At 36.8% G+C, this 26516-nt stretch carries 18 protein-coding genes; 16 read left to right on the top strand and 2 right to left on the bottom strand.

Annotated features, from left to right (window positions below; genetic code table 11):
- Positions 1 to 12: 12 nt before the first annotated feature.
- The 5 genes from ACZ5C4_RS11300 (at position 13) to dltD (ending at position 8717) form a co-directional block, all read left to right on the top strand.
- The gene (locus ACZ5C4_RS11300; protein WP_464521080.1) at positions 13 to 4551 is read left to right on the top strand and encodes a GH25 family lysozyme; all 4539 of its coding nucleotides are present in this window, start codon (positions 13 to 15) and stop codon (positions 4549 to 4551) included.
- 67 nt (positions 4552 to 4618) lie between these two features.
- The gene (gene dltA, locus ACZ5C4_RS11295) at positions 4619 to 6121 is read left to right on the top strand and encodes a D-alanine--poly(phosphoribitol) ligase subunit DltA (RefSeq protein WP_464521079.1); all 1503 of its coding nucleotides are present in this window, start codon (positions 4619 to 4621) and stop codon (positions 6119 to 6121) included.
- Positions 6118 to 7275: a D-alanyl-lipoteichoic acid biosynthesis protein DltB gene (dltB, locus tag ACZ5C4_RS11290; protein WP_464521078.1), complete on the top strand. Its 1158-nt coding sequence runs from the start codon at positions 6118 to 6120 to the stop codon at positions 7273 to 7275. Before dltA ends, dltB begins: the two co-directional genes overlap by 4 nt.
- A gap of 16 nt (positions 7276 to 7291) precedes the next feature.
- A complete protein-coding gene (locus tag ACZ5C4_RS11285; protein ID WP_464521077.1) occupies positions 7292 to 7537 on the top strand; it encodes a phosphopantetheine-binding protein in 246 nt (81 codons plus the stop codon).
- Position 7538: 1 nt separating this feature from the next.
- Positions 7539 to 8717, top strand: coding sequence for a D-alanyl-lipoteichoic acid biosynthesis protein DltD (dltD, locus tag ACZ5C4_RS11280; protein WP_464521076.1), 1179 nt, complete (start codon positions 7539 to 7541; stop codon positions 8715 to 8717).
- A 1147-nt stretch (positions 8718 to 9864) separates the two neighbouring features.
- On the opposite strand, the gene ACZ5C4_RS11275 is transcribed toward dltD, so the two are convergent.
- Positions 9865 to 10314 carry a sporulation initiation factor Spo0A C-terminal domain-containing protein gene (locus ACZ5C4_RS11275; RefSeq protein ID WP_464521075.1) on the bottom strand — a complete coding sequence of 150 codons (450 nt, stop codon included), beginning with the start codon at positions 10312 to 10314 and terminating at the stop codon, positions 9865 to 9867.
- Between the two features lie 248 nt (positions 10315 to 10562).
- On the opposite strand from ACZ5C4_RS11275, the gene ACZ5C4_RS11270 reads away from it, so the two are divergent.
- The 8 genes from ACZ5C4_RS11270 to ACZ5C4_RS11235 are packed head-to-tail and all read left to right on the top strand — an operon-like array spanning position 10563 to position 19227.
- Positions 10563 to 11660 carry a glycosyltransferase family 4 protein gene (locus ACZ5C4_RS11270; RefSeq protein WP_464521074.1) on the top strand — a complete coding sequence of 366 codons (1098 nt, stop codon included), beginning with the start codon at positions 10563 to 10565 and terminating at the stop codon, positions 11658 to 11660.
- 26 nt (positions 11661 to 11686) lie between these two features.
- Positions 11687 to 12817, top strand: coding sequence for a glycosyltransferase family 1 protein (locus tag ACZ5C4_RS11265; RefSeq protein ID WP_186874224.1), 1131 nt, complete (start codon positions 11687 to 11689; stop codon positions 12815 to 12817).
- Positions 12804 to 13769 (top strand): glycosyltransferase family 2 protein, encoded by a 966-nt coding sequence (locus ACZ5C4_RS11260; protein ID WP_464521073.1) that lies wholly within the window; start codon positions 12804 to 12806, stop codon positions 13767 to 13769. The genes ACZ5C4_RS11265 and ACZ5C4_RS11260 overlap by 14 nt, the downstream gene beginning before the upstream one ends.
- A gap of 3 nt (positions 13770 to 13772) precedes the next feature.
- The gene (locus tag ACZ5C4_RS11255; protein ID WP_464521072.1) at positions 13773 to 14675 is read left to right on the top strand and encodes a beta-1,6-N-acetylglucosaminyltransferase; all 903 of its coding nucleotides are present in this window, start codon (positions 13773 to 13775) and stop codon (positions 14673 to 14675) included.
- Positions 14665 to 16182: a lipopolysaccharide biosynthesis protein gene (locus tag ACZ5C4_RS11250; RefSeq protein WP_464521071.1), complete on the top strand. Its 1518-nt coding sequence runs from the start codon at positions 14665 to 14667 to the stop codon at positions 16180 to 16182. The genes ACZ5C4_RS11255 and ACZ5C4_RS11250 overlap by 11 nt, the downstream gene beginning before the upstream one ends.
- Before the next feature lie 16 nt (positions 16183 to 16198).
- A complete protein-coding gene (locus tag ACZ5C4_RS11245; RefSeq protein WP_464521070.1) occupies positions 16199 to 17956 on the top strand; it encodes a DUF6020 family protein in 1758 nt (585 codons plus the stop codon).
- Entirely contained in the window at positions 17922 to 18848 is a 927-nt protein-coding gene (locus ACZ5C4_RS11240) for a glycosyltransferase family 2 protein (RefSeq protein WP_464521069.1), read from the top strand. Before ACZ5C4_RS11245 ends, ACZ5C4_RS11240 begins: the two co-directional genes overlap by 35 nt.
- Positions 18841 to 19227 carry a GtrA family protein gene (locus tag ACZ5C4_RS11235; protein ID WP_464521068.1) on the top strand — a complete coding sequence of 129 codons (387 nt, stop codon included), beginning with the start codon at positions 18841 to 18843 and terminating at the stop codon, positions 19225 to 19227. The genes ACZ5C4_RS11240 and ACZ5C4_RS11235 overlap by 8 nt, the downstream gene beginning before the upstream one ends.
- Positions 19228 to 19278: 51 nt before the next feature.
- On the opposite strand, the gene ACZ5C4_RS11230 is transcribed toward ACZ5C4_RS11235, so the two are convergent.
- Positions 19279 to 20601, bottom strand: coding sequence for a DUF6020 family protein (locus tag ACZ5C4_RS11230; protein WP_464521067.1), 1323 nt, complete (start codon positions 20599 to 20601; stop codon positions 19279 to 19281).
- Between the two features lie 566 nt (positions 20602 to 21167).
- On the opposite strand from ACZ5C4_RS11230, the gene ACZ5C4_RS11225 reads away from it, so the two are divergent.
- From ACZ5C4_RS11225 to ACZ5C4_RS11215, 3 genes are all read left to right on the top strand, one after another.
- The gene (locus ACZ5C4_RS11225; RefSeq protein ID WP_464521066.1) at positions 21168 to 22526 is read left to right on the top strand and encodes an LCP family protein; all 1359 of its coding nucleotides are present in this window, start codon (positions 21168 to 21170) and stop codon (positions 22524 to 22526) included.
- Between the two features lie 216 nt (positions 22527 to 22742).
- Positions 22743 to 24812, top strand: coding sequence for a hypothetical protein (locus ACZ5C4_RS11220; protein ID WP_464521065.1), 2070 nt, complete (start codon positions 22743 to 22745; stop codon positions 24810 to 24812).
- A 111-nt stretch (positions 24813 to 24923) separates the two neighbouring features.
- The gene (locus tag ACZ5C4_RS11215; RefSeq protein WP_464521064.1) at positions 24924 to 26393 is read left to right on the top strand and encodes a cohesin domain-containing protein; all 1470 of its coding nucleotides are present in this window, start codon (positions 24924 to 24926) and stop codon (positions 26391 to 26393) included.
- The last annotated feature ends 123 nt before the right edge of the window (positions 26394 to 26516 follow it).

Below are 26516 nucleotides of genomic sequence, written 5' to 3'. Positions count from 1 at the left end.
GGAAGAAGAACGATGAAAAAAAGAGGAGCTTTAAAGAAAATATTTAGTGTAGTATTAATAGTGATATTACTGATAAGTAGTGGAACAAATATAGCTGATGCAGAAGAACAAGGAAGTACATTATTAGAAAATTCCTTTTTGTTAACAATAGAAGATGAGAATGGAAATAATGAAGTCTTTGACGAAAGCAAAAACGAGATTAATTTGGAAAAAGACTTAAATTGTTCATTAAAAATTGTTGTTATACCCCAAATACAGGATAAATTTTATCAATACGAACTCGTGAAAAACGATGGAGTTCAGGAAGTGGTCATTCAGGAGTATAGTGACAATAGCAATTTTGATATTGTCTGTGATCAAGAAGGATATTTCGAATATATAATTAATGTTAAAGATGAGGAAGATATAGTATCTACAAAAGCTGTTTGCATATCGGTAATCGACAAAAAAGGTTCAGAAATAACAGAAGAGGAAACCAATAGTGAGGAAAGTAATAGTAAGGATTTAGAATCAGTTATTGATATACAAGGGACTTTAGAATGCAGTGTATCAGAAACAATATATGAGGGTCGAGAGATTATTTTAACTGCAGATATAGTGGAAGGAAATGGTGAATATGAGTACCAGTTTTCAGAAGAATATAATGGACAGACAAAAATATTAAAAGAATATTGTAGCGATAACACCTATATGATCGATAAAGTTATAGGGATAGGAACGCATACATATTATGTGAACATAAGGGATGCAAAGGAAAAAACTTTAGAATTATCAAGAACTATAGAAGTACAGTCAGGTAAGTCTCTGCAAAGTAATGAAAAAATTAAAATGACTTTTTTAGGTGATAGCTTAACTGCGAGAAATGATTGGGCATCAATGTACCCAGAATATGAAGTGAATAATATGGGAGTAGGAAGTGACACCACTGGTAAGATGCTTCAGAGAATAGATTCTGTTATAGAAGTGAAACCCGATAAGATTTTTATTATGGGAGGAATTAATGACTTAACACAAGGTATTGAGACAGCAGAAATTGTACAAAATATGCAGACGATTATAAAAAAATTACAAAAAGATATGTCGGTTTCTGATATTTTTATACAAAGTATCTTACCAACAGGTGAGAGCTATGTGAAAAATAGTAAAGTAGAAGAGGTAAATACAGCTCTTGAAAATCTATGTCGAAGTGAAAATGTAAACTTTATTAATCTATATCCTGAATTTTGTGATTCGAAAGTAATTAAAAAAGAATTATATTATGGCGATGGAGTACATCTTAGGGCAGAGGGATATAATGTTTGGAAAGAAAAAATAGATATTGCACTGGCAGGAGGAAGTGTAGAAACTACAGAATTAAAGGGAACACTTACGAGTAATCCTACAAGTCCTGTGTATGAACAGAGGACAGTGACACTGACGGCAGAGATAAGCGGTGGAAATGGTGGATATGAGTATCAGTTTACAGAAGTATATAATGGAAAGAAGAATATAGTAAAAAGCTATAGTGGAGAGAATAGCTATACAGTAAACGGGATAAAAGGAGTAGGAGTACATACCTATTATGTGGATGTACGGGATGCAAAAGGGAAGACTCTACAATTGTCATATGCAATGGAAGTAAGGGAATATCCGTCTCAGGAATTAAAGGGAACACTTACGAGTAATCCTACAAGTCCTGTGTATGAACAGAGGACAGTGACACTGACGGCAGAGATAAGCAGTGGAAATGGTGGATATGAGTATCAGTTTACAGAAGTATATAATGGAAAGAAGAATATAGTAAAAAGCTATAGTGGAGAGAATAGCTATACAGTAAACGGGATAAAAGGAGTAGGAGTACATACCTATTATGTGGATGTACGGGATGCAAAAGGGAAGACTCTACAATTGTCATATGCAATGGAAGTAAGGGAATATCCGGCCCAGGAATTAAAGGGAACACTTACGAGTAATCCTACAAGTCCTGTGTATGAACAGAGGACAGTGACACTGACAGCAGAGATAAGCAGTGGAAATGGTGGATATGAGTATCAGTTTACAGAAGTATATAATGGAAAGAAGAATATAGTAAAAAGCTATAGTGGAGAGAATAGCTATACAGTAAACGGGATAAAAGGAGTAGGAGTACATACCTATTATGTGGATGTACGGGATGCAAAAGGGAAGACTCTACAATTGTCATATGCAATGGAAGTAAGGGAATATCCGGCCCAGGAATTAAAGGGAACACTTACGAGTAATCCTACAAGTCCTGTGTATGAACAGAGGACAGTGACACTGACAGCAGAGATAAGCAGTGGAAATGGTGGATATGAGTATCAGTTTACAGAAGTATATAATGGAAAGAAGAATATAGTAAAAAGCTATAGTGGAGAGAATAGCTATACAGTAAACGGGATAAAAGGAGTAGGAGTACATACCTATTATGTGGATGTACGGGATGCAAAAGGGAAGACTCTACAATTGTCATATGCAATGGAAGTAAGGGAATATCCGGCCCAGGAATTAAAGGGAACACTTACGAGTAATCCTACAAGTCCTGTGTATGAACAGAGGACAGTGACACTGACAGCAGAGATAAGCAGTGGAAATGGTGGATATGAGTATCAGTTTACAGAAGTATATAATGGAAAGAAGAATATAGTAAAAAGCTATAGTGGAGAGAATAGCTATACAGTAAACGGGATAAAAGGAGTAGGAGTACATACCTATTATGTGGATGTACGGGATGCAAAAGGGAAGACTCTACAATTGTCATATGCAATGGAAGTAAGGGAATATCCGGCCCAGGAATTAAAGGGAACACTTACGAGTAATCCTACAAGTCCTGTGTATGAACAGAGGACAGTGACACTGACGGCAGAGATAAGCAGTGGAAATGGTGGATATGAGTATCAGTTTACAGAAGTATATAATGGAAAGAAGAATATAGTAAAAAGCTATAGTGGAGAGAATAGCTATACAGTAAACGGGATAAAAGGAGTAGGAGTACATACCTATTATGTGGATGTACGGGATGCAAAAGGGAAGACTCTACAATTGTCATATGCAATGGAAGTAAGGGAATATCCGGCCCAGGAATTAAAAGGAACGCTTACGAGTAATCAAACAAGTCCGGTATATGCTGAAAGAAATATAGTATTAACTGCAAATGTTTTGAGTGGAAATGGGGGATATAAATATCAGTTTGAGGAAGTATATGGTAATACAGATAGGAAAGTAGTTCAGAAATTTAGTGAAAATAATATATATACTTTTAATTCAGATAAAATTGGAGAGTATGTATATTATGTGACTATTAAGGATAGTAAAGGGAAAGAAATAGAGTTATCATATAAATTAGAAGTTGTCGGCCATCCTGCATATAAGTTATCGGGAAAAGTCACAAATAGTGCTTCAAATTATGAGTATGTAGACAGAAGTATGTATTTAACAGCAGAAGCAGAAGGAGGATATGGAGAATATCAGTATCAGTTTGAAGAAGAATATCAGGGAATAAGAAAAGTTGTACAGAAATATAGTAAAAATAATGTTTATAGTTTTAGAACAGATACAATCGGCATACACGACTATTATGTGATAATAAAAGATGCTAAAGAACAGAAAATAACATTGAAATACTCTATTCAGGTTATAGGACATCCGGCCAAGCAAATGACAGGAACTTTGAATAGTAGTGTTACTAGTCCAGTATATTCAAGTCGTGATGTTGTATTGACTGCTAATGTAACAAATGGGTATGGTGGATATGAGTATCAATTTATCCAGATATTTGAAGGAGAAAGAAAAATTGTTCAAGAGTATAGTGAAACTAATACATATTCATTTAGAACCAAAATGCCAGGAATGTATACATATTCTGTAAATATAAAGGATAAAGCAAATGCTGTATTAACGTTATCATATAATCTAAATGTGGTTTCAAATGGAACTTTTGATAAAGGAATTGATGTTTCAGCATGGCAGGGGTATGTGGATTGGAGCAAAGTAAAACAATCAGATGTGGATTTTGCCATGCTTAGAATTCTATCAGGGACAATGGATAACTTAACGATAGATAGCCAATTTTATAATAATATTGCAAATGCAAGTAATAATGGTATTTCAGTAGGAGTATACCGTTATGGATATGCTGAAAGTGTTGATGAAGCGAGAAGAGAAGCTCAAATGGTGGTTAATGCATTAAAATCGAGTGGTTATGATATTTCATATCCTGTTGCTTATGATGTGGAAGATATTGAAACACAAGGCCCGGAAAATTTGTCAAAGACTGAACTTACTAATATTATAAAAGCTTTTAAGCAGGTAATAGAAAGTAATGGATATCAATTTATGATATACGCAAATAAAAACTGGCTAGAGAATATTATTGATATGAAGCAATTTAGTCAGGAAGATGTGTGGATAGCTCAATATAGAGACTATACACCAGATTTGGGGTATCAATATAGTGGGCCGGGGAATGTTACAATTTGGCAGTATTCATCTAGAGGAAGTGTACAAGGTATATCAGGGAATGTCGATATGAATATTGGATATTATAGATATTAAAGAAAAATATTGCCAATTATATTATGAAGTAAAACGTTAAATAGGAGAGGGAGACTTAGGAGAATATATGTGGTTATTAGATGAACTAGAAAAAAGAAAAAACTGTGAAGATATAGCTATCTACCACAGAGAGGTTAAACTTTCATTTAAAGATTTATGGAGAAAGTCCGAAAGTTTAGCTGTATGGATGGAAAGTGAATTAAAGACAAAAAGACCGGTGGTGATATATGGAAATAAGGATGTTGAGATTCTTATTGCTATGGTTGCAGCATTGAAAACGGGAAGAGCGTATGTCCCGTTAGATATTACGTTTCCTTTAAGAAGAGTAAAGGAAATTATAAAGGAAACTGAGGCAGAAGTTATTTTTAATTATACCTGTGAAGATATAGTAGACATAGTTTCTATTAATAAAAATAAATTGGAAAGTATATTTATAGAAAAGCAAGGGAGGAATATAGATAAATTAGTTTCTGTTAAAGAAGATGAAAACTGCTATATTTTATTTACTTCTGGGAGTACAGGAAAACCTAAAGGAGTACAAATTACAAAAAAGAATATTATGAATTTTGTCAACTGGTTTAGCAAGATATGCGTATTACCCTCAAATAGACAAATTGTATTAAATCAAGTATCGTACTCCTTTGATGTATCAGTCATAGCAATATACATATATCTTGCTATGGGGAAAACGCTATATTCCATCGATAAACTTATGATGGATAATTTAAAGGAATTGTTTGAGTATTTGAAAGAAAGTAATATTGCAGCATGGGTGTCTACTCCTACGTTTTTAGAAATCTGCTCATTTGATGAAAAGTTTGACTGCCAAATGTTGAAAGAACTAGAATTGATTATACTTGCGGGCGAAATTCTTTCTAAAAGGCTAGTTGAATCCATAAAGGATAAGTTTCCTAATATTAAAATTATAAATGGATATGGACCTACAGAGGGAACTGTACTTTTAAGCGCTTGCGAGATTACGCAAGAAATGTTAAATGATATAAAATGTTTACCTATAGGAAAAATTTTAGCAGATGGAAAATATAAGATACTGAAAGATGGAAAGGAAGTAAAAGAAGGGGAATGCGGAGAGCTTGTTGTTGTAAGTGATAGTATCAGTAATGGATATTTTAATAATAAAGAGCAGACAGAAAAAGTATTTTTTAATGATGAAAGTGGTAGAAGAGGATATTATACAGGTGATATAGTTTTTGAAGAAAATGGATTATTATATTATGTAACACGAAAAGATACCCAGATTAAGTTAAATGGGTTTAGAGTAGAATTAACAGATATAAGTAATAATTTAAATAAAATTGACAATGTAAGTAATAGTACTGTAATACCTGTATATAAAGAAGGCAGAGTTTCGTATCTTGTGGCTTTTGTTATGTTGAAGGAACAGAAAAATTTATCTGAAATGAAACAAGGAATTGAGATAAAGAAAGAACTTAGAAAGTTAATTCCATCCTATATGGTGCCTAGAAAAGTAGTAATAGTAGAGCAATTTCCGATGAATACAAATGGAAAAGTTGACAAGAAAAAGCTGGAGGAGGAATATCTGAAATGATTCCTTTTACTCAATATGGAAGTTTATTGATAATATATATTTTTACCTTATTACTTATTCCAGCTATTATAGCAAATTTGTTTCAAAAAAAAATAAAGTATTACGGAATAGTTTTAAGTATTCCTATGTTTATTTTGTTACTCGGGCTCGACAGTTTGGCAATAAAATTATTTTGTGTATTTATAGTATGTGAATTGATATTAATAATTGCATATTATTATATTTCAAAAAAGATTTCTAGCGAATTCGTATACTTTATAGTTTTAGGGATGTCAATTTTACCTATATTTCTTGTGAAATTAAGTGTATATACAAGGTTTAGTGGAGTTGGATTTATAGGAATTTCATATATTAGTTTTCGTATATGGCAGTTGATTATAGATATTCATGATAAGCATATAGAAAAACTGTCATTTGGAACTATAATATATTTTATTACTTTTTTTCCAACATTGAGTTCCGGGCCTATTGATAGATACGAAAGATTTCAACAGGATGCGAATAGAGTGATACCACGTACAGAATACTTGACAGAATATTTAGGGGCAGGACTTAGAAAAATTGGCAAAGGTATTATTTATAAGTTTGGTTTTGCTTTTTTAATAAACCAATATATTATATTATCATTGCCAGAAGAACATACGATAAAAACAATTATTATATATATGTATGCATACACATTATATCTATTTTTTGATTTCGCAGGGTATTCTAGTATGGCTATTGGAAGTGGCTATATTCTTGGAATTAAAGTGATGGAAAATTTCAATAAGCCATTTTTGGCACGTAATATGAAAGAATTTTGGGAAAGATGGCATATTTCACTTTCAACATGGTTTGGAGATTATATTTATAAAAGATTTGTTTTAAATAATATGAGAAATGGGTTGTTTAAAAACAAAAAAAATGCTGCGAGATGTGGAAATATGGTTACAATGCTTGTTATGGGAATTTGGCATGGCCCATATTTGTTCTATATATTATATGGCTTATATGAAGGCATAGCATTAGTGATAACAGACATATATATGAAAAGTAAAGTTTATAAAAATTTTAAAAAGAGAAAATATTATAATTGGCTTAGCCGAGTTGTATGTTTTCATGTTGTAGCTGTGGGAATGTTAATTTTTTCAGGGTATCTTTTTTCAATTTAAGTAGGAGGTAATGGAAATGGAAAATTTAAAAGAGATTGCACTAGAAATTTTGGAAGAAGCATGTGAAACAGATGAGGTAAGAGAAGATGAGGAGTTGGATTTATTTGAAGCAGGATTTTTAGATTCGTTAGGAATAGTTTCTGTATTATTAGGAATAGAAGAAAAATGTGGAATACGGTTACAACCAACTGATATACAGAAAGAGGACATTTCAACAGTAACTAATTTTGTAAAATATTTAGAGAAAAAGGTACAATACTAATATGAAGAAACAACTGATCCATGGTGCAATTATTTTATTGGGCACAATTATCATATTTATGAGTATGTTCTTATTAATAAATAGGTATATAGACAATGAGATAGAAAAGATGTATACAAACTATCTTGAACATGAATATGGAACTAAGTCAAACTATGTGTTAGAAAAAAGTGTAGATAAGGACAACTTAATAATTTTAGGATCTTCAGAATTAAGTTCAATGGTAGAGCAAAATCCGGTTAATATGTTTCCAAATTCTGATTTGGATGCAGATGTTACAATTGTGGGACGAGCATATGTACAAAGTCTATTACAATCTATGAATATAGCCACGTTAGGTGAAAGTGCGATGACCACGGAGGACCCGAAAACTGTTGCGATTGTTTCATTACAATGGTTTCAAGGTGATGATATTGATATTTCGGGATTTTTAGCTAATTTTTCAGAACTTCAATTTTATACATTAATGTATAATGAAAAAATAAGTTTTGAAAATAAGAAATATATATGTGAAAGGCTTTTAGAAATATTAGAGACTACAGCAGAATATGAAGATGTGAAAATATATTCTACTCTTTATGGGAAGGATACTACTTTAAATCAAGTTATACTGACAGTACTACAACCATATTATAGGCTAAATTATGAGATGTTGAAATTCAGGGATAAATATGAGCTGTATAATAAAATGAAAAGTATTGAAGTAATGCAGAGTTCTCCAGAAGAAGTGTTAGAAATTAATTGGGAAAAGGAGAATGAAAAAGCAGAACAACAAGGAAAAATGAGTTGTACTAATAATCCTTTTTATGTAGAAGATGAATATTATAACACATATATTAAAGATAAAGTCGAGGAATTAAAAAATACAGGTATTAATGTGAAATTTGAATCAAAGGAAAGAGAAGATTTTATCCATTTTCTTTCTATATGTAAGGATTTAGGGATACAACCATATATAATTATGATGAATACAAATGGATATTATTATGATTATATAGGAATTAACCAAGATGTACGGGGAGAACTATATGATTGGGTATCAGAGCAATGTAAGAAGTATGATATAGATTGTCTTACCTTGGAAGAAAAAGAGTATGAACCATATTTTATGCATGATGCAATGCACTTGGGGTGGAAAGGATGGCTATATGTGGATTATAAAATATCGGAGTATTATTGAAAAACTTAAGAGTACAGGAATTTTACGTTGTTTAGGATATGCAATTCTTTTATTGATATTGTTGTGGGGAATTGTTATTAATACAGGGCCAGAAGTGTCGTTTGTATATAACAATTTTTAGTTAATTTAATGATAAATATTTTATAGGAATTAAATAAGTTGAAATAAAATTTATATTGAGTTAAAAAATTTTGTTTTTATATTATTATCATTTGATGCTATATTGAGAAGCACAGCATTCGCTCCTATTTTAAACCAAATAAAAAGAATGCTCCAAGTTATTAACTGTACACATACATGATGTTTAATGGTTCATAAGTATGACTATATTTCCGGATAGTAGAGGGCAATTTCATTATAGGAGTGAAGACTGTTAGATATGTGTTTTCAATAGTATAAGTATTTTTTGCGTAAATACACCGCTACTGATTAATTTCGAGTAGGTAAATTTAATACTTCTATAGTATTAGTCGTATAGATAATTTTAGGATAGCTGACGAAAATTTAAAAGTAGGAGAAAGTGTACTCTGGGTATTCTTTTGGCTCGTCATAAAATTTGAATATTTATAAACTATTTTTTCGGTTTCTTAATTAAAAATTAGTTATTTTCCCTTTCATCTGGGAGCAGATAGCTGGTTAGAGAGTTGCAGAGAAAGCCTTCCAAGGCTTGTCAGAAATATACGTCAGATAGTTTTACTTGAAATATGATGCGGTGCTGGTATTCTGTTTTAGAAAAAATAGTGACAATAGTATTAGCTTTAGTAAGGTATGTCTGTAAAGATTATGAAATAACTTCGACTAGAGGCCGATTTAGTCATATATGTTTATAATGATAGACATTGCGGCAATTATAAATATCAGAATACTAAAATTTTTTATAACCAGGAGAGACATTCGTTTGATTGCTTATTATTTTTTACGTTGTTTTATCACTTAGATACTGAGTGTATCTTGAATATCTTTAGCTATATAAATATTATATTTTTAGCGATTATTGAAAGGTATTGTCCATGTATCTATATTGCTTGTGTTTGATACATAAGTGTTTTTTGTTTTGCTATGAGTTAAAATTTATTATATCAGAGTCTTAGACTATATATTTATGAAAGTTTTCGGACTCCAGCCAGTCTGTGTTGGAATTTTTCTTCTAATTTTCAGACTGGCTCTTTACGTTTTTATAAAACTCATCCAGCCATTTACAATAATGTTGAGAGATCGGACATGTGAAACAAAAATTATAATCTTCAATCGATGCTTTACTATATAAAACAGAAATATATTCATACATATATCTAAAAAATTGTTTATTCGTTAGTTTTTTCTTTTGCAGCGATTTTTTGAAAATGATTTCTAATAGTTCTTCATTACCTGAATTCCATATAGAATTGACGACAGCTCTGATATTCTTTTCGACACAATTCCAACTTGTATTGTAAAATTTAGCAATATCAATATATAGAGATTTTGTAATTAAGTTTATCCTTTTTACATCATCCATAACTAATAACAAACCATATATTATGTAATCATATCCTGTACATGAATTGTTAGCACCCAGACAATCTAGAAGCCGACTGATAATCTGTCTATAATTCAATGACAATATCCTCCAATCCATTTATAATCTCCGCTAATTATATTAAAATGGAAAAATTTGGAAAACAATAGAATTAATTCGACTATTTTCAACCTTGAATATTTTGAGTAGTTTATGGAATATGACTTTGACGGTTCTAATGATTTTATTGACGCGGCCAGTTACTTTTGCTTATAATAGGAAAGAAGTGTTATAGAGAGTGTTTTAGACATAAAGTCAGTTAGATAAAGCGAAAATAAGAGGTTAACATGAAAAGAATATGTTTTGTAAATTATGATATGACAGTGACAGGAGGCGTTGAACAGGTGACAACTTCACTTGCCAATGCCTTCTGCAATGATTATGAAGTATATATATTTGCAATTTTTGGGAAAGATGGTAAAGTGCCCTATGAATGGGATGAACGGATACATTACCACGCCGAACTAAAATGGGATTGCAGGATACGTAAGAGAATCCAAAAATGTTTTAAACCATTTAAAAAGTATATAAAAGAGAATCAGATAGACCTGGTATTTTTAATGGAGAATCATCCGGCTTTGACAGTATCTCCGGTACGTTTTTTTACAAAGGCAAAGTATGTATTCTGTGATCATGGAGCGTTGATAAATGAGCAGGAGAAAAAGGATATTACAGCTTTTCGATTCTGGGCTTCTCTGATTTCTCATAAGACGGTGACTTTGACAGAGCAAAATAGGCAGGATTATATACGAAGGTTTCATATGAATCCAAAGAAAGTGCAAAGTATCTATAATTGGATTGCACCGGAGGTTTTGGAATGTCGTGGGGAATACGACCATACATCAAAGAAAATTATTACGGTAGGTAGATTCAGTGAGGAAAAAGGATATGATATGCTTGTGGAGGTTGCGAAAAGAGTGCTGACAGTACATCCGGACTGGGAATGGCATTTATATGGAACAGGTGATACTTTGGAAGAGATACGTGAAAGTATAGAGAAAAACCACTTGACTTCACAGGTGATTTTTAAGGGAAATGTGAAGCAGGTATACAGACAGTTTGGGGACTATGCATTTCTTGTCCTTCCTTCTTACAGGGAAGGGCTGCCGCTTGTACTTTTGGAGGCGAAAGCCTGCGGACTGCCGATGATAAGCTTTGATGTAATGACTGGACCGCGGGAGATTATAGAGAACGGGAAAGACGGCTATCTGATTGAACCGTATAATTTGGACAAGATGGCACAGCGGATCGAAGAACTTATGCTGGACGATGAAAAAAGAGTAGCATTCTCAGAGTATACAAAAGAAGGTATACAGCGATTTGAGAAGGAACAGATATACAGGCAATGGCAGGAGCTAATAGAGGAATTGACAAAGCATGCATAGGGTATGCAGACAGGACGGGAAAGAAAATGAAAGTATTACAAGTAGGGATGTCCTATAATCCCGGTGGAATCGAGAGCTTTGTGATGACATATTACAGGCAGATGAGAAAGATGGGGGTACAGTTCGATTTTATTAGTATGTTCCCACAGCTTGCCTATGAAAAGGAGATTCTTTCTCTGGGAGGCAGGGTATTTCATACAACAGATGCCAGAAAGCACCCAATGGCATTTCAAAAGGAAATGATACAAATCTTAAAGAAGGAGCACTATGACGTAGTTCATGTAAACATGCTGTCGGCGGCGAATATTGTTCCTCTGCTGGCTGCAAAACAGAGCAATGTGCCCATAATAGCCGCACATTCTCACAATTCTTCTACCCCGGGATTACTGCGCAATATTCTTCACCGCGTAAATAAAAGTTTGATTCCCAGGACGGCGTCTGTCTATTTTGCATGCAGTGAAGTGGCGGGACATTGGCTTTTCTCGGAAAAGATTGTCAAGGGGAATGCGTTTCATTTGATTCACAATGCTTTGTGCATGGAAAAGTTTTTATTTTCTGAATCTGTCAGGAAAGAAGTAAGAGCAGAACTACACCTAGACGGAAAATTTGTGGTAGGGCATGTGGGAAGGTTTGAGGAACAGAAGAATCATTTGTTTTTGATAGAGGTGTTTCAAAAGGTGGCAGAGGCGCGAAAGGACGCGGTGCTTCTACTGATCGGTGACGGAGAACTGCAGGAAAAGGCTAGACAAAAAGTAAAAGACTGTCATCTGGAAGAAAAAGTACGTTTTCTTGGAATCCGAAAGGATGTGGACAGACTCTGGAAAGCGATGGATGTATTCGTCTTCCCGTCATTATTTGAAGGTCTTCCAATCGTTGCTTTGGAGGCACAGGCATCTGGAATATACAGCGTTATGGCAGATACAATTACAAAGGAAGTAAAATTAACAGACCACGTAGAGTTTCTTTCTTTGGAAGCGACAAAGGAGAAATGGCGGGATTGTATTCTTGCGGCTGAAAAACATAAACAAAAGGAAGCATACAATTCTGCGATAAAGAGACAATTCTGTGAGGCAGGATATGACATCGAGAGCGCGGCGCAGACTTTGTTATCCTATTATGAAAGTGGAAAGAAGGAGAGGGAGAATGGCAGAAATTAGTGTGATCGTACCAGTGTATAAAGTAGAGCCGTATATTCATAAATGTGTGGATTCTATATTGGGACAGACATTTTCAGATATACAGGTCATCCTGGTGGATGATGGAAGCCCCGATCGGTGCGGAGACATCTGTGAGGAATATGCCAGAAAAGATACAAGAATACAGGTAGTGCATAAGGAAAACGGCGGCTTGAGCGACGCGCGAAATGCGGGAATTCCCTATGCAGAAGCCAAATATGTAATTTTTTTGGACAGTGATGACTATATTGAAAAAGATATGCTGGAATATTTATATACAAATATAAAAGAAGCTAACGCTGATATGGCGACATGCGGTATTTATGAAGTCTATAAGGACAGAATAGAGGCACAGAAAGAGAAAGACGATTTTGTATGCAGTGGTGAGGAAGCCTTTCGCTGTATACTGCGGGGACATACGATACGCGGAGAGATATGGAATAAGCTGATAAGAAAAGAATGTATGGTAGATCTCCGGTTTCCGAAAGGCAGACTGTATGAAGATATTTATTATACTGTGGATTTAATGCAGAGAGTAAAGAAAGTAGCAGTCGGAACAAAGCCCAAATATTATTATCTTCATAGAGAGGACAGTATCACAGGCAGGGCATACAGACCGCAGCTTTTTGATATTATTGACGGGTATACAAAGAATTACCAGGTTGTAAAAAGGGCATTTCCAAGTCTGGAAAAGGAGGCGCAGTGCCTATGGATATGGTCCAGATTTATTGTATTAGATAAAATGCTTATGGAAGAAGGGTATAAAAAGCTGGAGGGATATAAAGAACTGAAGTGCTTTATAAAAAGGCATCTGTTTTTGATCATGAAAAATCCCTATTTCCAGAAGAAGCGGAAAACAGCAGCACTGATTTTGTTTTTAAATACAGGCGTGTACCGAAGACTGGTATTTATCAGTGAAGAAAAGAAAAGGTGAAAAATGAAAAAGCATGCGTATCTAATCAAAGCACATCATCAGTTCGGATTGCTTGAAAAGCTGCTGATACTGCTGGATGATGAAAGAAATGATATATATATCCATATAGGAAAGAATGTTATATATGACAAGAGAAAGCTAGAAAGCTGTACTGTACGATCCCATATTTATTTTGTGCCCCCTGTAAAGGAGACATGGGGTGGATACAGCCAGATTAAAAGTGAGCTGTCCCTTTTTAAAGCTGCTAAAAAAGGGGACTATGTATATTATCATTTATTGAGTGGTGCTGATCTGCCGTTAAAAACACAGGATCAGATACATTCATTTTTTAAGCAGAACGAGGGAAAGGAATTTTTGTATTTCTGTCCGTCTGACTTTTGGAAAGAATCTGCATATAAATATGAACAGTATCGCTTTTTGCAGGAAAAAATCGGCAGAGAGAACAGAGGTATCTTATATCAGGCAGAGAGAGTCTCTTTATTCTTACAGAGAAAACTGGGAATCTGCCGGAATTATGGGAACATGTGCTGCTGTCTTGGAGCAAACTGGATGAGTATAACACATGGATTGTTAAAGTACATTTTAAAAAATGAAAGGCTCATTTATAAAATGTTTCATGCAACACTCTGTTGTGATGAGTTTTTTGTACAGACGCTAGTGTGGAATTCTCCCTTCAGAAAAAATGTGTTTTCTTTGAAGGATGATTATTTTGCCTGTTTACGCCTGATTGACTGGAAACGGGGACAGCCATATGTCTGGAGAAAAGAAGATTTTCAAGAACTGATAGATGCACCACATTTGTTTGCACGAAAATTTGATGAGACTATCGATAGCGATATCGTTGATATGGTGTTTGAGACAATACAGAAAAAGCAGGAAAAGGAAAGGAAAACGCATGAGAAGTAAACTGGCTTTTAAAAATATGACTGCGAATCTGCTGTTGCAGGTTATCGTATTTTTGTCGGGGATTATACTGCCCAGATTTATTCTGGAAGCCTATGGTTCCAGTGTCAATGGAATGATTACCTCTGTAAATCAGTTTCTCACCTATCTGGGATTGGCGGAAGCAGGAGTAGGGACAGCGACAGTTGTAGCATTGTATAATCCGCTGGCTTTAAAAAGGACGGATGAAGTAAATTCTATCCTTTCCGCATCACGCCGGTTCTATAACCGTTCCGGCATGTTGTTTTTGGGTCTGGTACTTGTTCTTGTATATGTATATCCTTTTTTAATATCACAGCAGTTAGATAACGGACTAGTCAGAGGAATGATCCTTGTATTGGCGGGAAGTACGCTTGTAGACTATTTTTTCCTGGGAAAGTATAGAGTATTACTCACAGCAAATCAGGAAGGGTATGTGGTGGCGCTGATACAGTCGGCTGGTACTATCGTAAACATGGTGGTCTCTATTCTTCTGATTTATATGGGTTCCAGTGTTCTGGTTGTAAAAGCAGTTGCAACAGGTGTGTATATGCTTCGTCTGCTTTTGGTAAAGGCATATGCAAAACGCAGATACCCCCAGCTTGATTTCCATGCGGAGCCGAAGGAAAATGCACTGAAGCAGAAGAATGCGGCACTTTTGCATCAGGTAGTGAGTATCATTGTAAATAATACGGATACCGCCATACTGACAGTCTGCCTTGGCAGTAGATCGCTTCTTGAGGTCAGTGTCTATGGAACCTATATGCTGGTGGTAAACGCGGTAAACCAGTTGATGACTTCCTTTTCTAATGGGCTGACTGCCGGATTTGGGGAAGTGATTGCCAAAGGGGAAGATGAGGTATTAAAGAAAAGCTATTCTAGCTATGAATATATGTATATGGTGATTTTATTTATTGTAATTGCATGTATGGGAGTGTTGATTCTTCCCTTTATTAAGGTATACACGATAAATTTAAAAGATGTAGAGTATGTTCGTCCGGTACTGGGCGCCTTATTTACGCTCATTGTATTGATGCAGAATGTCAGAATTCCAGGGCTTACGATCATCTGTGCCGCAGGACATTATAAAGAGACGAGGCGACAGGCAATCCTTGAGGCAATCATTCACCTTGTTGTATCTTTGTCTTTCGTCTGGAAATTCGGAATGGCGGGGGTACTGGCAGGGGCAGTGTGCTCATATGGATACCGGTCATGTGATATTGTGCTATATAACAATAAGTATCTGATAAAAGGCTCCGGGAAAATGTCGTTTATTCGTATTTTCAGGAACGGGATTGCGGTAGGAGCGTTGATATGTCTGGGTATCTTCATCATTCCGCAGGAAATGACCTCCTTTATTTCCTGGTTTTTCTACGCTGCAGGTATGGGAAGCGTAGCTGTAGCCATAATTGTAGCTGTAAACTATCTGGCGGAACCGCAGGAATTTAAAGAATTACTGATGCGGGTAAAAGGAATACTAGGGAAGAAGTAAAAGAGGGGATAAGGTTATGAGGAAGATAAAGACAGCGACTGAAAATATTTATATGCAACTACTCATAATCACAGCCGCGGTTATCTGGACATTGCAGCTGCAGACATCGAATATTTTCACAGTCATACTTTTGGTGGGAGTATATTGCTTTTTACAGACAAAGGTATATGAGCAGGATAGGCTAGAAAGGCAAATAGTTTCTATATTGTCTATTGGATTTTCTGTTTTATGGGTTGCAGGAAATTATGAAGCATATCAGATGAACGGCGTAGGAAAGATATTACAGTATATAATATCAGTATGTGGACTGTATATGCTGATAAATAAGATTTTAGGACTGCTTTTTCATAAGCTGCTGGCGATTGAACTGTATGAGGAAAGGAAATTAAAAATAAGACCTTGGATATTTGCAGTTGCTGTTTTTGGTATTTGTATTCTATGCTGGCTTCCCTATTTCCTTGCCTATTATCCGGGAATTATAACAGATGATGCAGAGTGGCAACTGGCGCAGGCGATAGGATTACGTTCTTACAGCAATCACCAGCCGTGGATACACACAATGCTCCACAGACTGTTTTATTCTTTAGGTTTTTCTCTTTTTCATACACCTAATGCAGGGGTTGCAGCCTGTGTTATAGCGCAGATGTGCGTGATGGCAGGCAGCTATGCCTATCTTTTAATGACATTTTACAAAGAAAAGCTGCATAAATATTTTATTTTTGGTTGTCTGTTATTTTTTGCGGTTATTCCTTTTAATGCAGTCTATGCAGTGACTTTATGGAAGGATGTGCTGCTTGGCGCTGTAGTGCTTTTGTTTTCTCTTTCTATATGGAAAATAATTAGAAAAAGCGAAGCTGGAAAAGGAGCAGGTGATTATGTTTTATTTGGTATAACGGGAGTTTTACTTTGTATATTAAGAAGTAACGGATATTATGCATATTTATTGTGTATACCGTTTTTTATTCTATTTTTTAAAAGAAAGCGTAAAATTATAATTCCGATATGTATAACAACAGTAATGCTTACTGTATTTTATAAAGGACCTGTTTTAGAATACTACGAAGTAGAGCCCCCAGATAGAATTGAATCATTGTCTATTCCAGCACAACATATTGCCAGAGTCATAGTAGACGGAGGGGAACTTACGCGGGAGCAGTATGAGCTTTTGGAAAAGGCAGTAGATGTCAGCCAGATAAAAGAGGTATATTTTCCTACGATTTCGGATCCTATAAAAACGTTAGTCAGAGAAACCGGAGATCAAGAATATATAGAAAAGCATAAATGGGACTACTTTAAATTATGGCTGGAGCTTGGCGTCAGACATCCTTCTACCTATCTTAAGGCACAAATTGACCAGACAAAAGGATATTGGTATCCAGATGTACAGTACTGGGTGACAACTACCATGCTAAAGGAAAATGACTGGGGAATGTTCCGCGATTCAAAACTTCCGGATAGTGTTGTGAAGAGTATGGAATTTTGGGAAAACATATATATAGATATTCCTGTTTTGGGGCTTCTATGGAGTATTGGATTTTATACATGGATGTTGTTTGTACTGGCAGGAATTTCTATCAAGAAGGGCAAGTCAATTCTACCGTTTTTACCAGTACTGGCAATTCTTATATCTTTGTTTATTGCAACTCCAGTACAGGCGGAATTTCGGTATAGTTATGCAATGATAACGACGATGCCATTGTTTATAGTAATAGGATGTAGTAATTTACAGGAGAGAAAAAATGAGAAAAATAGCAGTGTTGATACCATGTTATAATGAAAGTATGACAATTGAGAAGGTAGTAAAAGATTTTAAAGAAGCTCTTCCAGAGGCAACTATCTATGTATATGACAATAATTCTTCAGATCATACAGATGAAATAGCAAAAAAAGCAGGGGCAGTTGTGAGATATGAATACCGTCAGGGCAAGGGAAATGTGATTCGCAGTATGTTTCGGGATATTGAAGCAGACTGTTATATTATGGCGGATGGGGATGACACATATCCGGCGGAACATGCAAAAGACATGGCAAAGCTAGTACTGGATAAAGGCGTAGACATGGTAATTGGAGATAGATTATCTTCTACTTATTTTACAGAGAATAAAAGGCCGTTTCATAATATGGGCAACAAAATGGTACGTTTTTTTATCAATAAACTGTTTGGCAATGAAGTTAGGGACATTATGACTGGATACAGAGCGTTCAGCAGAAGGTTCGTAAAATCATTTCCGGTTTTGTCAAAAGGATTTGAGATAGAGACAGAGATGACAATTCATGCTGTAGATAAAAATTTCCTGTTAGAAGAAATACCGGTATTATATAGGGACAGACCGGATGGGAGTGAATCAAAATTGAATACGTTTTCAGACGGAATAAAGGTGTTATCTACGATAGCCACATTATTCAGAGAATACAGGCCATTTGCATTTTTTTCTAGTATCGCAGTAGTTCTGTGGCTGCTCGCAGCAGTTCTGTTTATTCCAGTATTAATAGAGTTTCTGCATACCGGTTTGGTGCTGCGGTTTCCGACATTGATTGTATCTGGGATTATCGCGGTAATGGGGATGCTTTTATGGGTATGCGGTATTATTCTTACAGTGATCGTAAAAAAACATCGTCAGCTATATGAGATTCTGTTAAATCAGATGGAGAGAACAGATGAATAAATTGATGGCACAGATTTTAAAATTTGGCGTAGTCGGTGGAAGTGCGTTTTTAATAGATTATGGGATCATGATTGCCCTGACGGAGTTTTTGGGAATCCATTATTTAGCATCCAGTGGGATTTCTTTTGCCGTATCGGTTATATATAACTATATGTTAAGTGTAAAATGGGTATTTGATGTTGATAAGTCCAATGATAAAAAGAAAGAATTTTTGTGGTTTGTAGTTCTAAGCCTTATCGGACTGGGATTGAATCAGATATTGATGTGGGCTTTCGTAGATGGGCTGTGTGTGTTTTATATGTTAGCTAAAATTATCGTTACGGCAATTGTTATGATATATAATTTTGTGACAAGAAAACTTTTTCTGGAAAAGAAATAGAAAGGATACCGGCTTACAAAAAGATATTTTTTTCAGTAAGCCAGTATCATATTATAAGGCTTTAGCGTGCTTTTGGTATATAAGTGCCCAGAATAAAAGAGGAGCTGTATACATCAGGTGCATTACATATCGGCCGATTGTGCATGGGCAGAGGATACAAAGGGCAATGCTTCCAAAAACGGGGATCAAGACAGGAAGCATTTTTTTATTGCGTGAAAACATCCAGCAGAATACAGCTACAGGTATCCACCAGGAAAAAATAACTATCTGGAAGAAAAGAGAAGTGATTGGTATTTCTGTTAAAAGGCTGTAAGCTTTTACAAAATAGTAGTGAACAGTGGATAAACTAGAAGGCTGGTAAATGATTTTATTATGCAGCCCGCTTCCAGGCTCGTCAAAAAGCTCAAACGTATTTACTGGAAAGAAATATCCTAAGCATGTTCCAAGTGTAGCTTCCAGATAGGTGTCGGGGTGTTTTAATCCTTGGGAAAACCAAGTTTTTAGATAATTTTTAAACAAATCAGGGTCTATATTCTGAATTCCATAATAATCTCTATAAAGAGGATTTTGAAATTTTACTGGATCTTGTACAGTGAGTAAATAACGCTCAGCCAAAGTATCATAATCCAGAATTGGATCGATTGCTTCTTTTTCCTTTGGTGTTACTTCTTCTGGATGATCGACAGCATATTTGGCTGTCTGCTGGAATAAAATACCAAGAGTTTCTTGTTTTCCTCCTGGGCGGCAGGATATGACAGGGAAGAGAAATAGCGGCATGAGAACAAGTACAATCACTGCCGGCAGCAGAAAAGAAATAACAAGCTGCTTCCAGTATTTTTTGTATAAGAACAGAAGAAAAACACACGTAAAAACAAGAAGATAGGCTCCTGTTTTTTTGGTGAGAGAACTAAGCAGAGCTAAGAAAAAAAGCAGAAGCAGTTTTTTCTTTTGCAGCAGACTCCTCCCATTCGTGATAACAAAATCAAGAAACAAAAGAAACCAGAATACATAAATCCAGGCGTACAAAGAGTCTTTTAACATAGTGATCGCATACTGAGGTATGGGAGGATAAAATGCAAAAAAAACGAGTGCTATCAGACAGTGAGCATTTTTTAATCCATGCTGTTTCATAAAAATACAGGACATTGAGAATGCCAGGGCTGTAAGAAAGCATTGGATGAGTATAAAAAGGAAACAGCCAATATTTGCGGAGTGGAAAAGTGTTTGTCCAATCCAGATAAAGCTGCCAAATACAAAGGTATCAAAAATTGGATGATGATCCAGCAGATCTTTCGTACCGTTTAGATAATCAAAGAAAAGCTCTATCTGTGTTGAGGTATCGCCAAAGCTTGTGCCTGGATAATAAGCAATCATATAAGGCAGCCAGGCCAGGAGAAGAATTCCGGTGCAGAAAAGAAGAGACGGGATTGTTTGAGCAAAAAGAGGAAAAGCATTCAATCGACAGTTACAGGAAATTTTGCTATGGACGGTCTGAAAAAGGCAATAGAAAAATTTAAGAATGAAGGCATATAGGACAGTAAGTACTATAATAAGCAGTAGAGTAAGAGAAAGATGTCCGGCAAGGAGGTGTGACGTTTTATAAACATTCCATGATACTACGGAGGAAATAGATAATAAAAAAGAACAGAATAACAATACTAAATTCATCAGATTTACCTACTTTCTAAGTTTCGTAATTGTTTTATATCATAAATGAAAGTGAAAGTAAATAACTGATTAAGAATAGAAGTGGAAGCATATACTTTGTTTATATTCGGCGCAAAGTTTTGCTGGACGTTTTTTCAATTTTCGGAGAATTTAGGAATTTCTCAATAAATAGTTGAATCTTTTTATCCTTTGTTGTACTATGATAAACAGGTAAAAAATAGAGTATAAACAGTAAGAAAAATACAAATAAAATTTACAAAGCGAGGAATTCTATGTCAAAAAATGTAAGAAGGCGCGGCAGAAAGCTTGCGCGTAAGAAACGTGGAAACTGGTTCACAAGGATGCGGACATGGCAGAAGGTTCTAGTATGTTTTGTTGGGGTTTTTGTCTGCCTGCTGGCAACAGCAGCAACGTATGTTGCTGCAAAATGGAGCAAAGTGGATACGCAGGAAATTAAAGCAGAGGATTTGATTATCAACAAAGAAGTACAGGAAAATATTGACCTGGGAGAAGGATATACAAATGTTGCGTTATTTGGGGTAGATTCCCGGGACGGTAACTTGGGAGAAGGAAACCGTACAGACTGTATTATCGTAGCCAGTTTAAATAATGAGACAAAAGAAATCAAGATGGCATCTATATACAGGGACACACTCTTGGATTTGTCAGAGGGCACCTACCAGAAATGTAATGCGGCATATAGTTATGGTGGGCCTACGATGGCAGTAAATATGCTGAACATGAACCTGGATTTGGACATACAGGATTATGTAACTGTGGATTTTGGGGCAATCGCAGATGCGATTGATTTATTAGGCGGCCTGGAGATGGATGTTACGGATGAAGAGGCTTATTATATCAGTGAGTATCTGCAGGAAACGGCCGATTCAGCCGGAAAGGAAGCTCACTTCCTGGACTATGGTGGACATATGGTTTTAGACGGAGCGCAGGCGACTACATATGCAAGAATTCGTTCTACAGAGGGCGGGGATTTTACCCGTACAGAACGGCAGCGTCTTGTAATTGAAAAAATTGTAGAAAAGGCAACACAGACAGATTTGGGAACACTCAATACGATCATTGATGAAGTATTTCCGCAGATTTCTACCAGCTTTACACTGCCAGAGATTTTAAATTATGCGAAGGCATATAAGGACTATAAATTAGTTGGAAATACAGGATTCCCAATGGATTTGACGACGGATACACTGTCAGAGCTGGGAAGTGTTGTTATTCCACAGGATTTGGCAAGCAACGTATCAAAGCTACATGAATTTTTATTTGGTACTACAGGATATACTCCGTCGTCGACGGTCAATACATTGAGCGCGAACATTGCTTATACGGTAAGTACGGCAGGAAGCTCTGGTACTTCGAGTACGGAAACAAATGCATCAGAAACGGAGCAGACGTATTCAGAAGGAGGCAATTCATATGGTGGTTCCCAGGATTATACGGAACAGGAGATACCAGAAACCACCGAGCCTGTTATCCCAGAAACTCCACCGGTAGATGATGGATCGCAGGGGACAGGCGGCACAGGAGATACAGGCGGCGCAGGAAATGCAGGCAGCGGCGGTGAGACTCCGGGCGGCGGCACGGATACGGGCGGCAGCGTAGAAGGACAATAGGCAATAGAAGTAGTTGAAAGAAAGACCAGGCAGGACTTTGAAAAGGACTGCCTGGTTTTTGCGTCAGCTAAGGCAGATACTGTGCTGAAAAATGGAATCAATTGGAAAAGGTTGTTTTTTTCTGTCAAATAGGTTATAATTCACATACAAATATCGTGGGGAGATTTGTAAAAAGCAAAAGGGAAGTGTAAATAAAAGAATAATAGGGGTGATGAAATGAAAAAGAGAGTTTCTATCGCATTGCTGTGTTTTTCAGTAGCACTTAGCAATGCTCTTTTAAGTCTACCTGTCAAAGCGGCGGATTCCATGCAGGAGGCAGAGCCGTACAGTGCAACAGATTTTGAAGCCTATCTGACAGAGCAGGGATTTCCAGAAAGCTATAAAACAGAATTAAGAAAGCTGCATGACAGCTACCCAAATTGGATTTTTGAGGCACAGCATACGGGGCTTGAATGGGTGGAAGTGGTCAGCGCAGAGAGCACTATCGGTAAGAATCTTGTGCCAGGTTCCAGTATTACTTCATGGAAGTCGACAGACGAAAAGGTATATAACTGGGAAACAGGAGAATGGGCAGAGCTGGATACCGGCGGATGGGTCGCGGCGTCTCCTGCGATTATAGAATATTATATGGATCCGAGAAACTTTTTGGATGAAACGTATGTTTTTCAGTTTTTAAAGCAGAGCTATAATCCACAGACAGAGACAAAAGAAGGGATTGAAAATATGACTGTAGGGACTTTTCTTGCAGGAACATATGAAGAGGGTCAGACACAGTTATATTCGGATGCTTTGATACAGGCGGCGCAGGTTTCGGGGGTCAATCCATATGTCCTGGCTTCTATGATCATTATGGAGCAGGGAAGAGATGGAAGCGGTGCATCTATTTCCGGAAAGGTAAAAGGATACGAAGGATACTATAATTATTTTAATATCGGAGCATATAAGACAGACAGCATGTCTGCTGTAGAAAGAGGCTTATGGTTTGCAAAAGGAAGTGGACAGGATGCAGTATCATATAATCGTCCATGGGATACAAGAACAAAATCCATTATAGGCGGGGCAGAGCATTATGGAGAAAACTATGTGAATCAAGGCCAGGATACCTTGTATCTAAAGAAATTTAATGTACAGGGAGACAATTTGTACAATCACCAGTATATGACAAATGTTGCAGGCAGTGCTTCAGAGGGTAGTATTATGTCAGAGGCATACACAGATGCTCTCCGAACGGGAAATCTGACATTTAAGATTCCAGTATATGAAAATATGCCTGAGGAAGTATGCCAGAAGCCAACTGGAAATGAAACACCAGTCAGAGAGGAAGAGCAGACCAAGCCAGATACAGACCAAACGCCAGAAAGTGGAGGAGAGGGCACGAATACAGATATTACAGAAGGAACTGGCAGTGTAGATTCTGGAAGCACAGAGGAAAATAATTCCAATACGGGAAATAATGGAAATGAAAATATCAATGGAAACATTGAGCTGACCGGAGGCGAAGCAAAGGTTGGAGATACGGTGACTGTGAAAGCGGAAGTGAGCAGTGAAAAGGCGGCTATCAGCAGCTACTCTATAAGCCTTATCTACGATCCGCAGAGCTTAGAGTTTATACCGGACGATTCTCAAAGAGGAGGCGTTGGTGCAGCAAATCTGGAGGGGGCTTTAGAACAGGCGGAAAGTACAGTTGAGTTGGAGGCTGTATTTAAAGTATTAAAGGCAGGAGAACATAAAATAGGCATATCAGAAGCACGAGTGCTGACAGCGGACGAAGTATTGTTGACGATGAGCAGCCAGGCTGCAACTGTGAAAGGAATACAGAATGCGGAGGTCTCTGGGGATGAAACCGAGGGAGGCCTGGATACTTCTGGTGATTCAGGAACAGTGCCTCCTCAGAACGGGGCGGGGCATACGTCAGATACTTCAGAGAAACCACAAGCACCTGCTTCGGGAACGCCAGAACAGCCGAATACATCTGCGTCTGGTGCATCAGAGCAATCAGATGCATCTGGTACAGATATAGCAGAGAAAGGAAACGAAGCGACAAATACTGGAAATACAAGTAAGGATTCGGCAGAAAAGCGGGAAGGCACAGGAATACAGAATAAAAACAGCAGCGTACAATATGAGGAAGCAGAGGCGCCTGTTACGAAAGATTCGAATGTCAGCGGCATACTTGGAATAATAGGAGCCGTCAGCGCGGGAAGTGCAGTGCTGATTATCATAGCTGTGATAGCTATAAATGCTGTATCGGTAAGAAGGGAACGGAAAGAGGATTCCATTGACTAAAGCTGAATACTTATGGACATTTTTATTTAAAGAGTGTATGATATAAAAGAGTTGGTATATACATACCTAGAGATAATGAAAGAGATTAAACACAAAAGAGAGGAATTCTACATGAAAGCAATGAAGAAAATAGCTGCTGTTTTATTATCTGTATGTCTTGCCCTTCCGGTAATGTCTCTGACAGTATTTGCGGCAGATGGTACGCTGATGTTTTCCGATCCTGAGACAAAAGTAGGGGAAAACGTAAGTGTGGACTTAGTGATACAGACAGGAGGCGCAGCGATCGGAGACGCAGATGTAACAATGAGTTATGACGCGACGTCTTTGGAATTTGTCAGCGGAACAGGAGTACAGGCAGATGGTTCTGGGAAGCTCACGTTTTCAGGCAGCGGTACGGGAAGCGAGACAGAGCTGCGCACGACGATAGAATTCAGGGCGCTAAAAGCAGGAGATACAACAATTAATGTAGACGAATATACAGCTTATTTATATTCAGATGAAAGCCTGAATCTGTCACAGGGCTCCTCCGCAGTGAAAATCAACGCGGCGGATGACGGCAGTACATCAATAGAAGCTTCATCTACAGCAGGTACTGCAGCGGCTACAGATGTAAAGGTGACTGTAGACGGAGTCGAGTATAGCTTTTCAGAGGCATTTACTTCTACAGACATTCCAGAGGGATACACGGAGACGACTTTGACATTTAATGGGGCAGAGAGAAAATTTGTCACCAGTGAAGGGGGAGTGTATCTCGGGTACTTGGTTGACAGTACAGGAATAGGAAGCTTTTTCCTTTATAATGAAGAGGATGCAACATTTGCGCCGTATGTAGAGATGGAGATATCGGAGACAACTTCGATTATTCTGTTGAATGATCCAGACGCGGTTTCGTTGCCAGATTCCTATCAGGAAACGGATTTAACTGTTTTAGATCAGACGTTCCCTACATGGAACGACGCGGCGGGAAATGAAAGATATTATATCATCTATGCATTGAATACAAGGACGGGAGTTAAGGGGTTGTACCAGTATGATATGGAAGATGGTACATATCAGAACTTCGAAGCGCCGGAAGTAGTAGAAGAAAAGACAGATGCTTCTTTTCTTGGAAAAGTAAAGAATTTTGTTGCAGAGCATTTGCTGATCGCCATGGTTGCAGGCGCTGTATTGGTGCTGTTTCTTTTGATATTGGTAATTGTCCTGGCTATCAAGGTAATCCACCGGAATCAGGAGCTAGATGATTTATATGAGGAGTATGATATTCCGCTGGAGGAGGAATCGCAGGAAAAGCTTCCGGAAAAAGCGAAATCCAGAAAACAGTTTGTCGGTTATGAGGATGAAGAGTACGATGACGATTATGAGGAAGAATATGACGATTATGAGGAAGAGTACGACGAGGAATATGAAGAAGCCGACGAGGAAGCCGATTATGAGGATGAAGATGACCTTTATGACGATTATGAGGAAGAAGTAAAACCTGCTGGCAGAAGCAGAGCAAAGGGCGCTGTAAAAACCGGAAGAAGGAATAAAGCTTCTTCTGGTAAGGACGAGGACTATGATATAGATTTCATAGATTTGTAAAAGAATCTTAATATTTATAAAAGGCAAAGTAGTTTAAGCTATGGAACAGAGTTGAAACTGCTTTGCTTTTTTATTGTATTAGGAAACTTCATTCCCTATACAATAAACCCTCTGGGCGGGATG

This window comes from Mediterraneibacter flintii (assembly GCF_055387595.1).
Note: the sequence above shows the minus strand (reverse complement) of the source record. Positions and strands in the feature narration are given on the sequence as shown.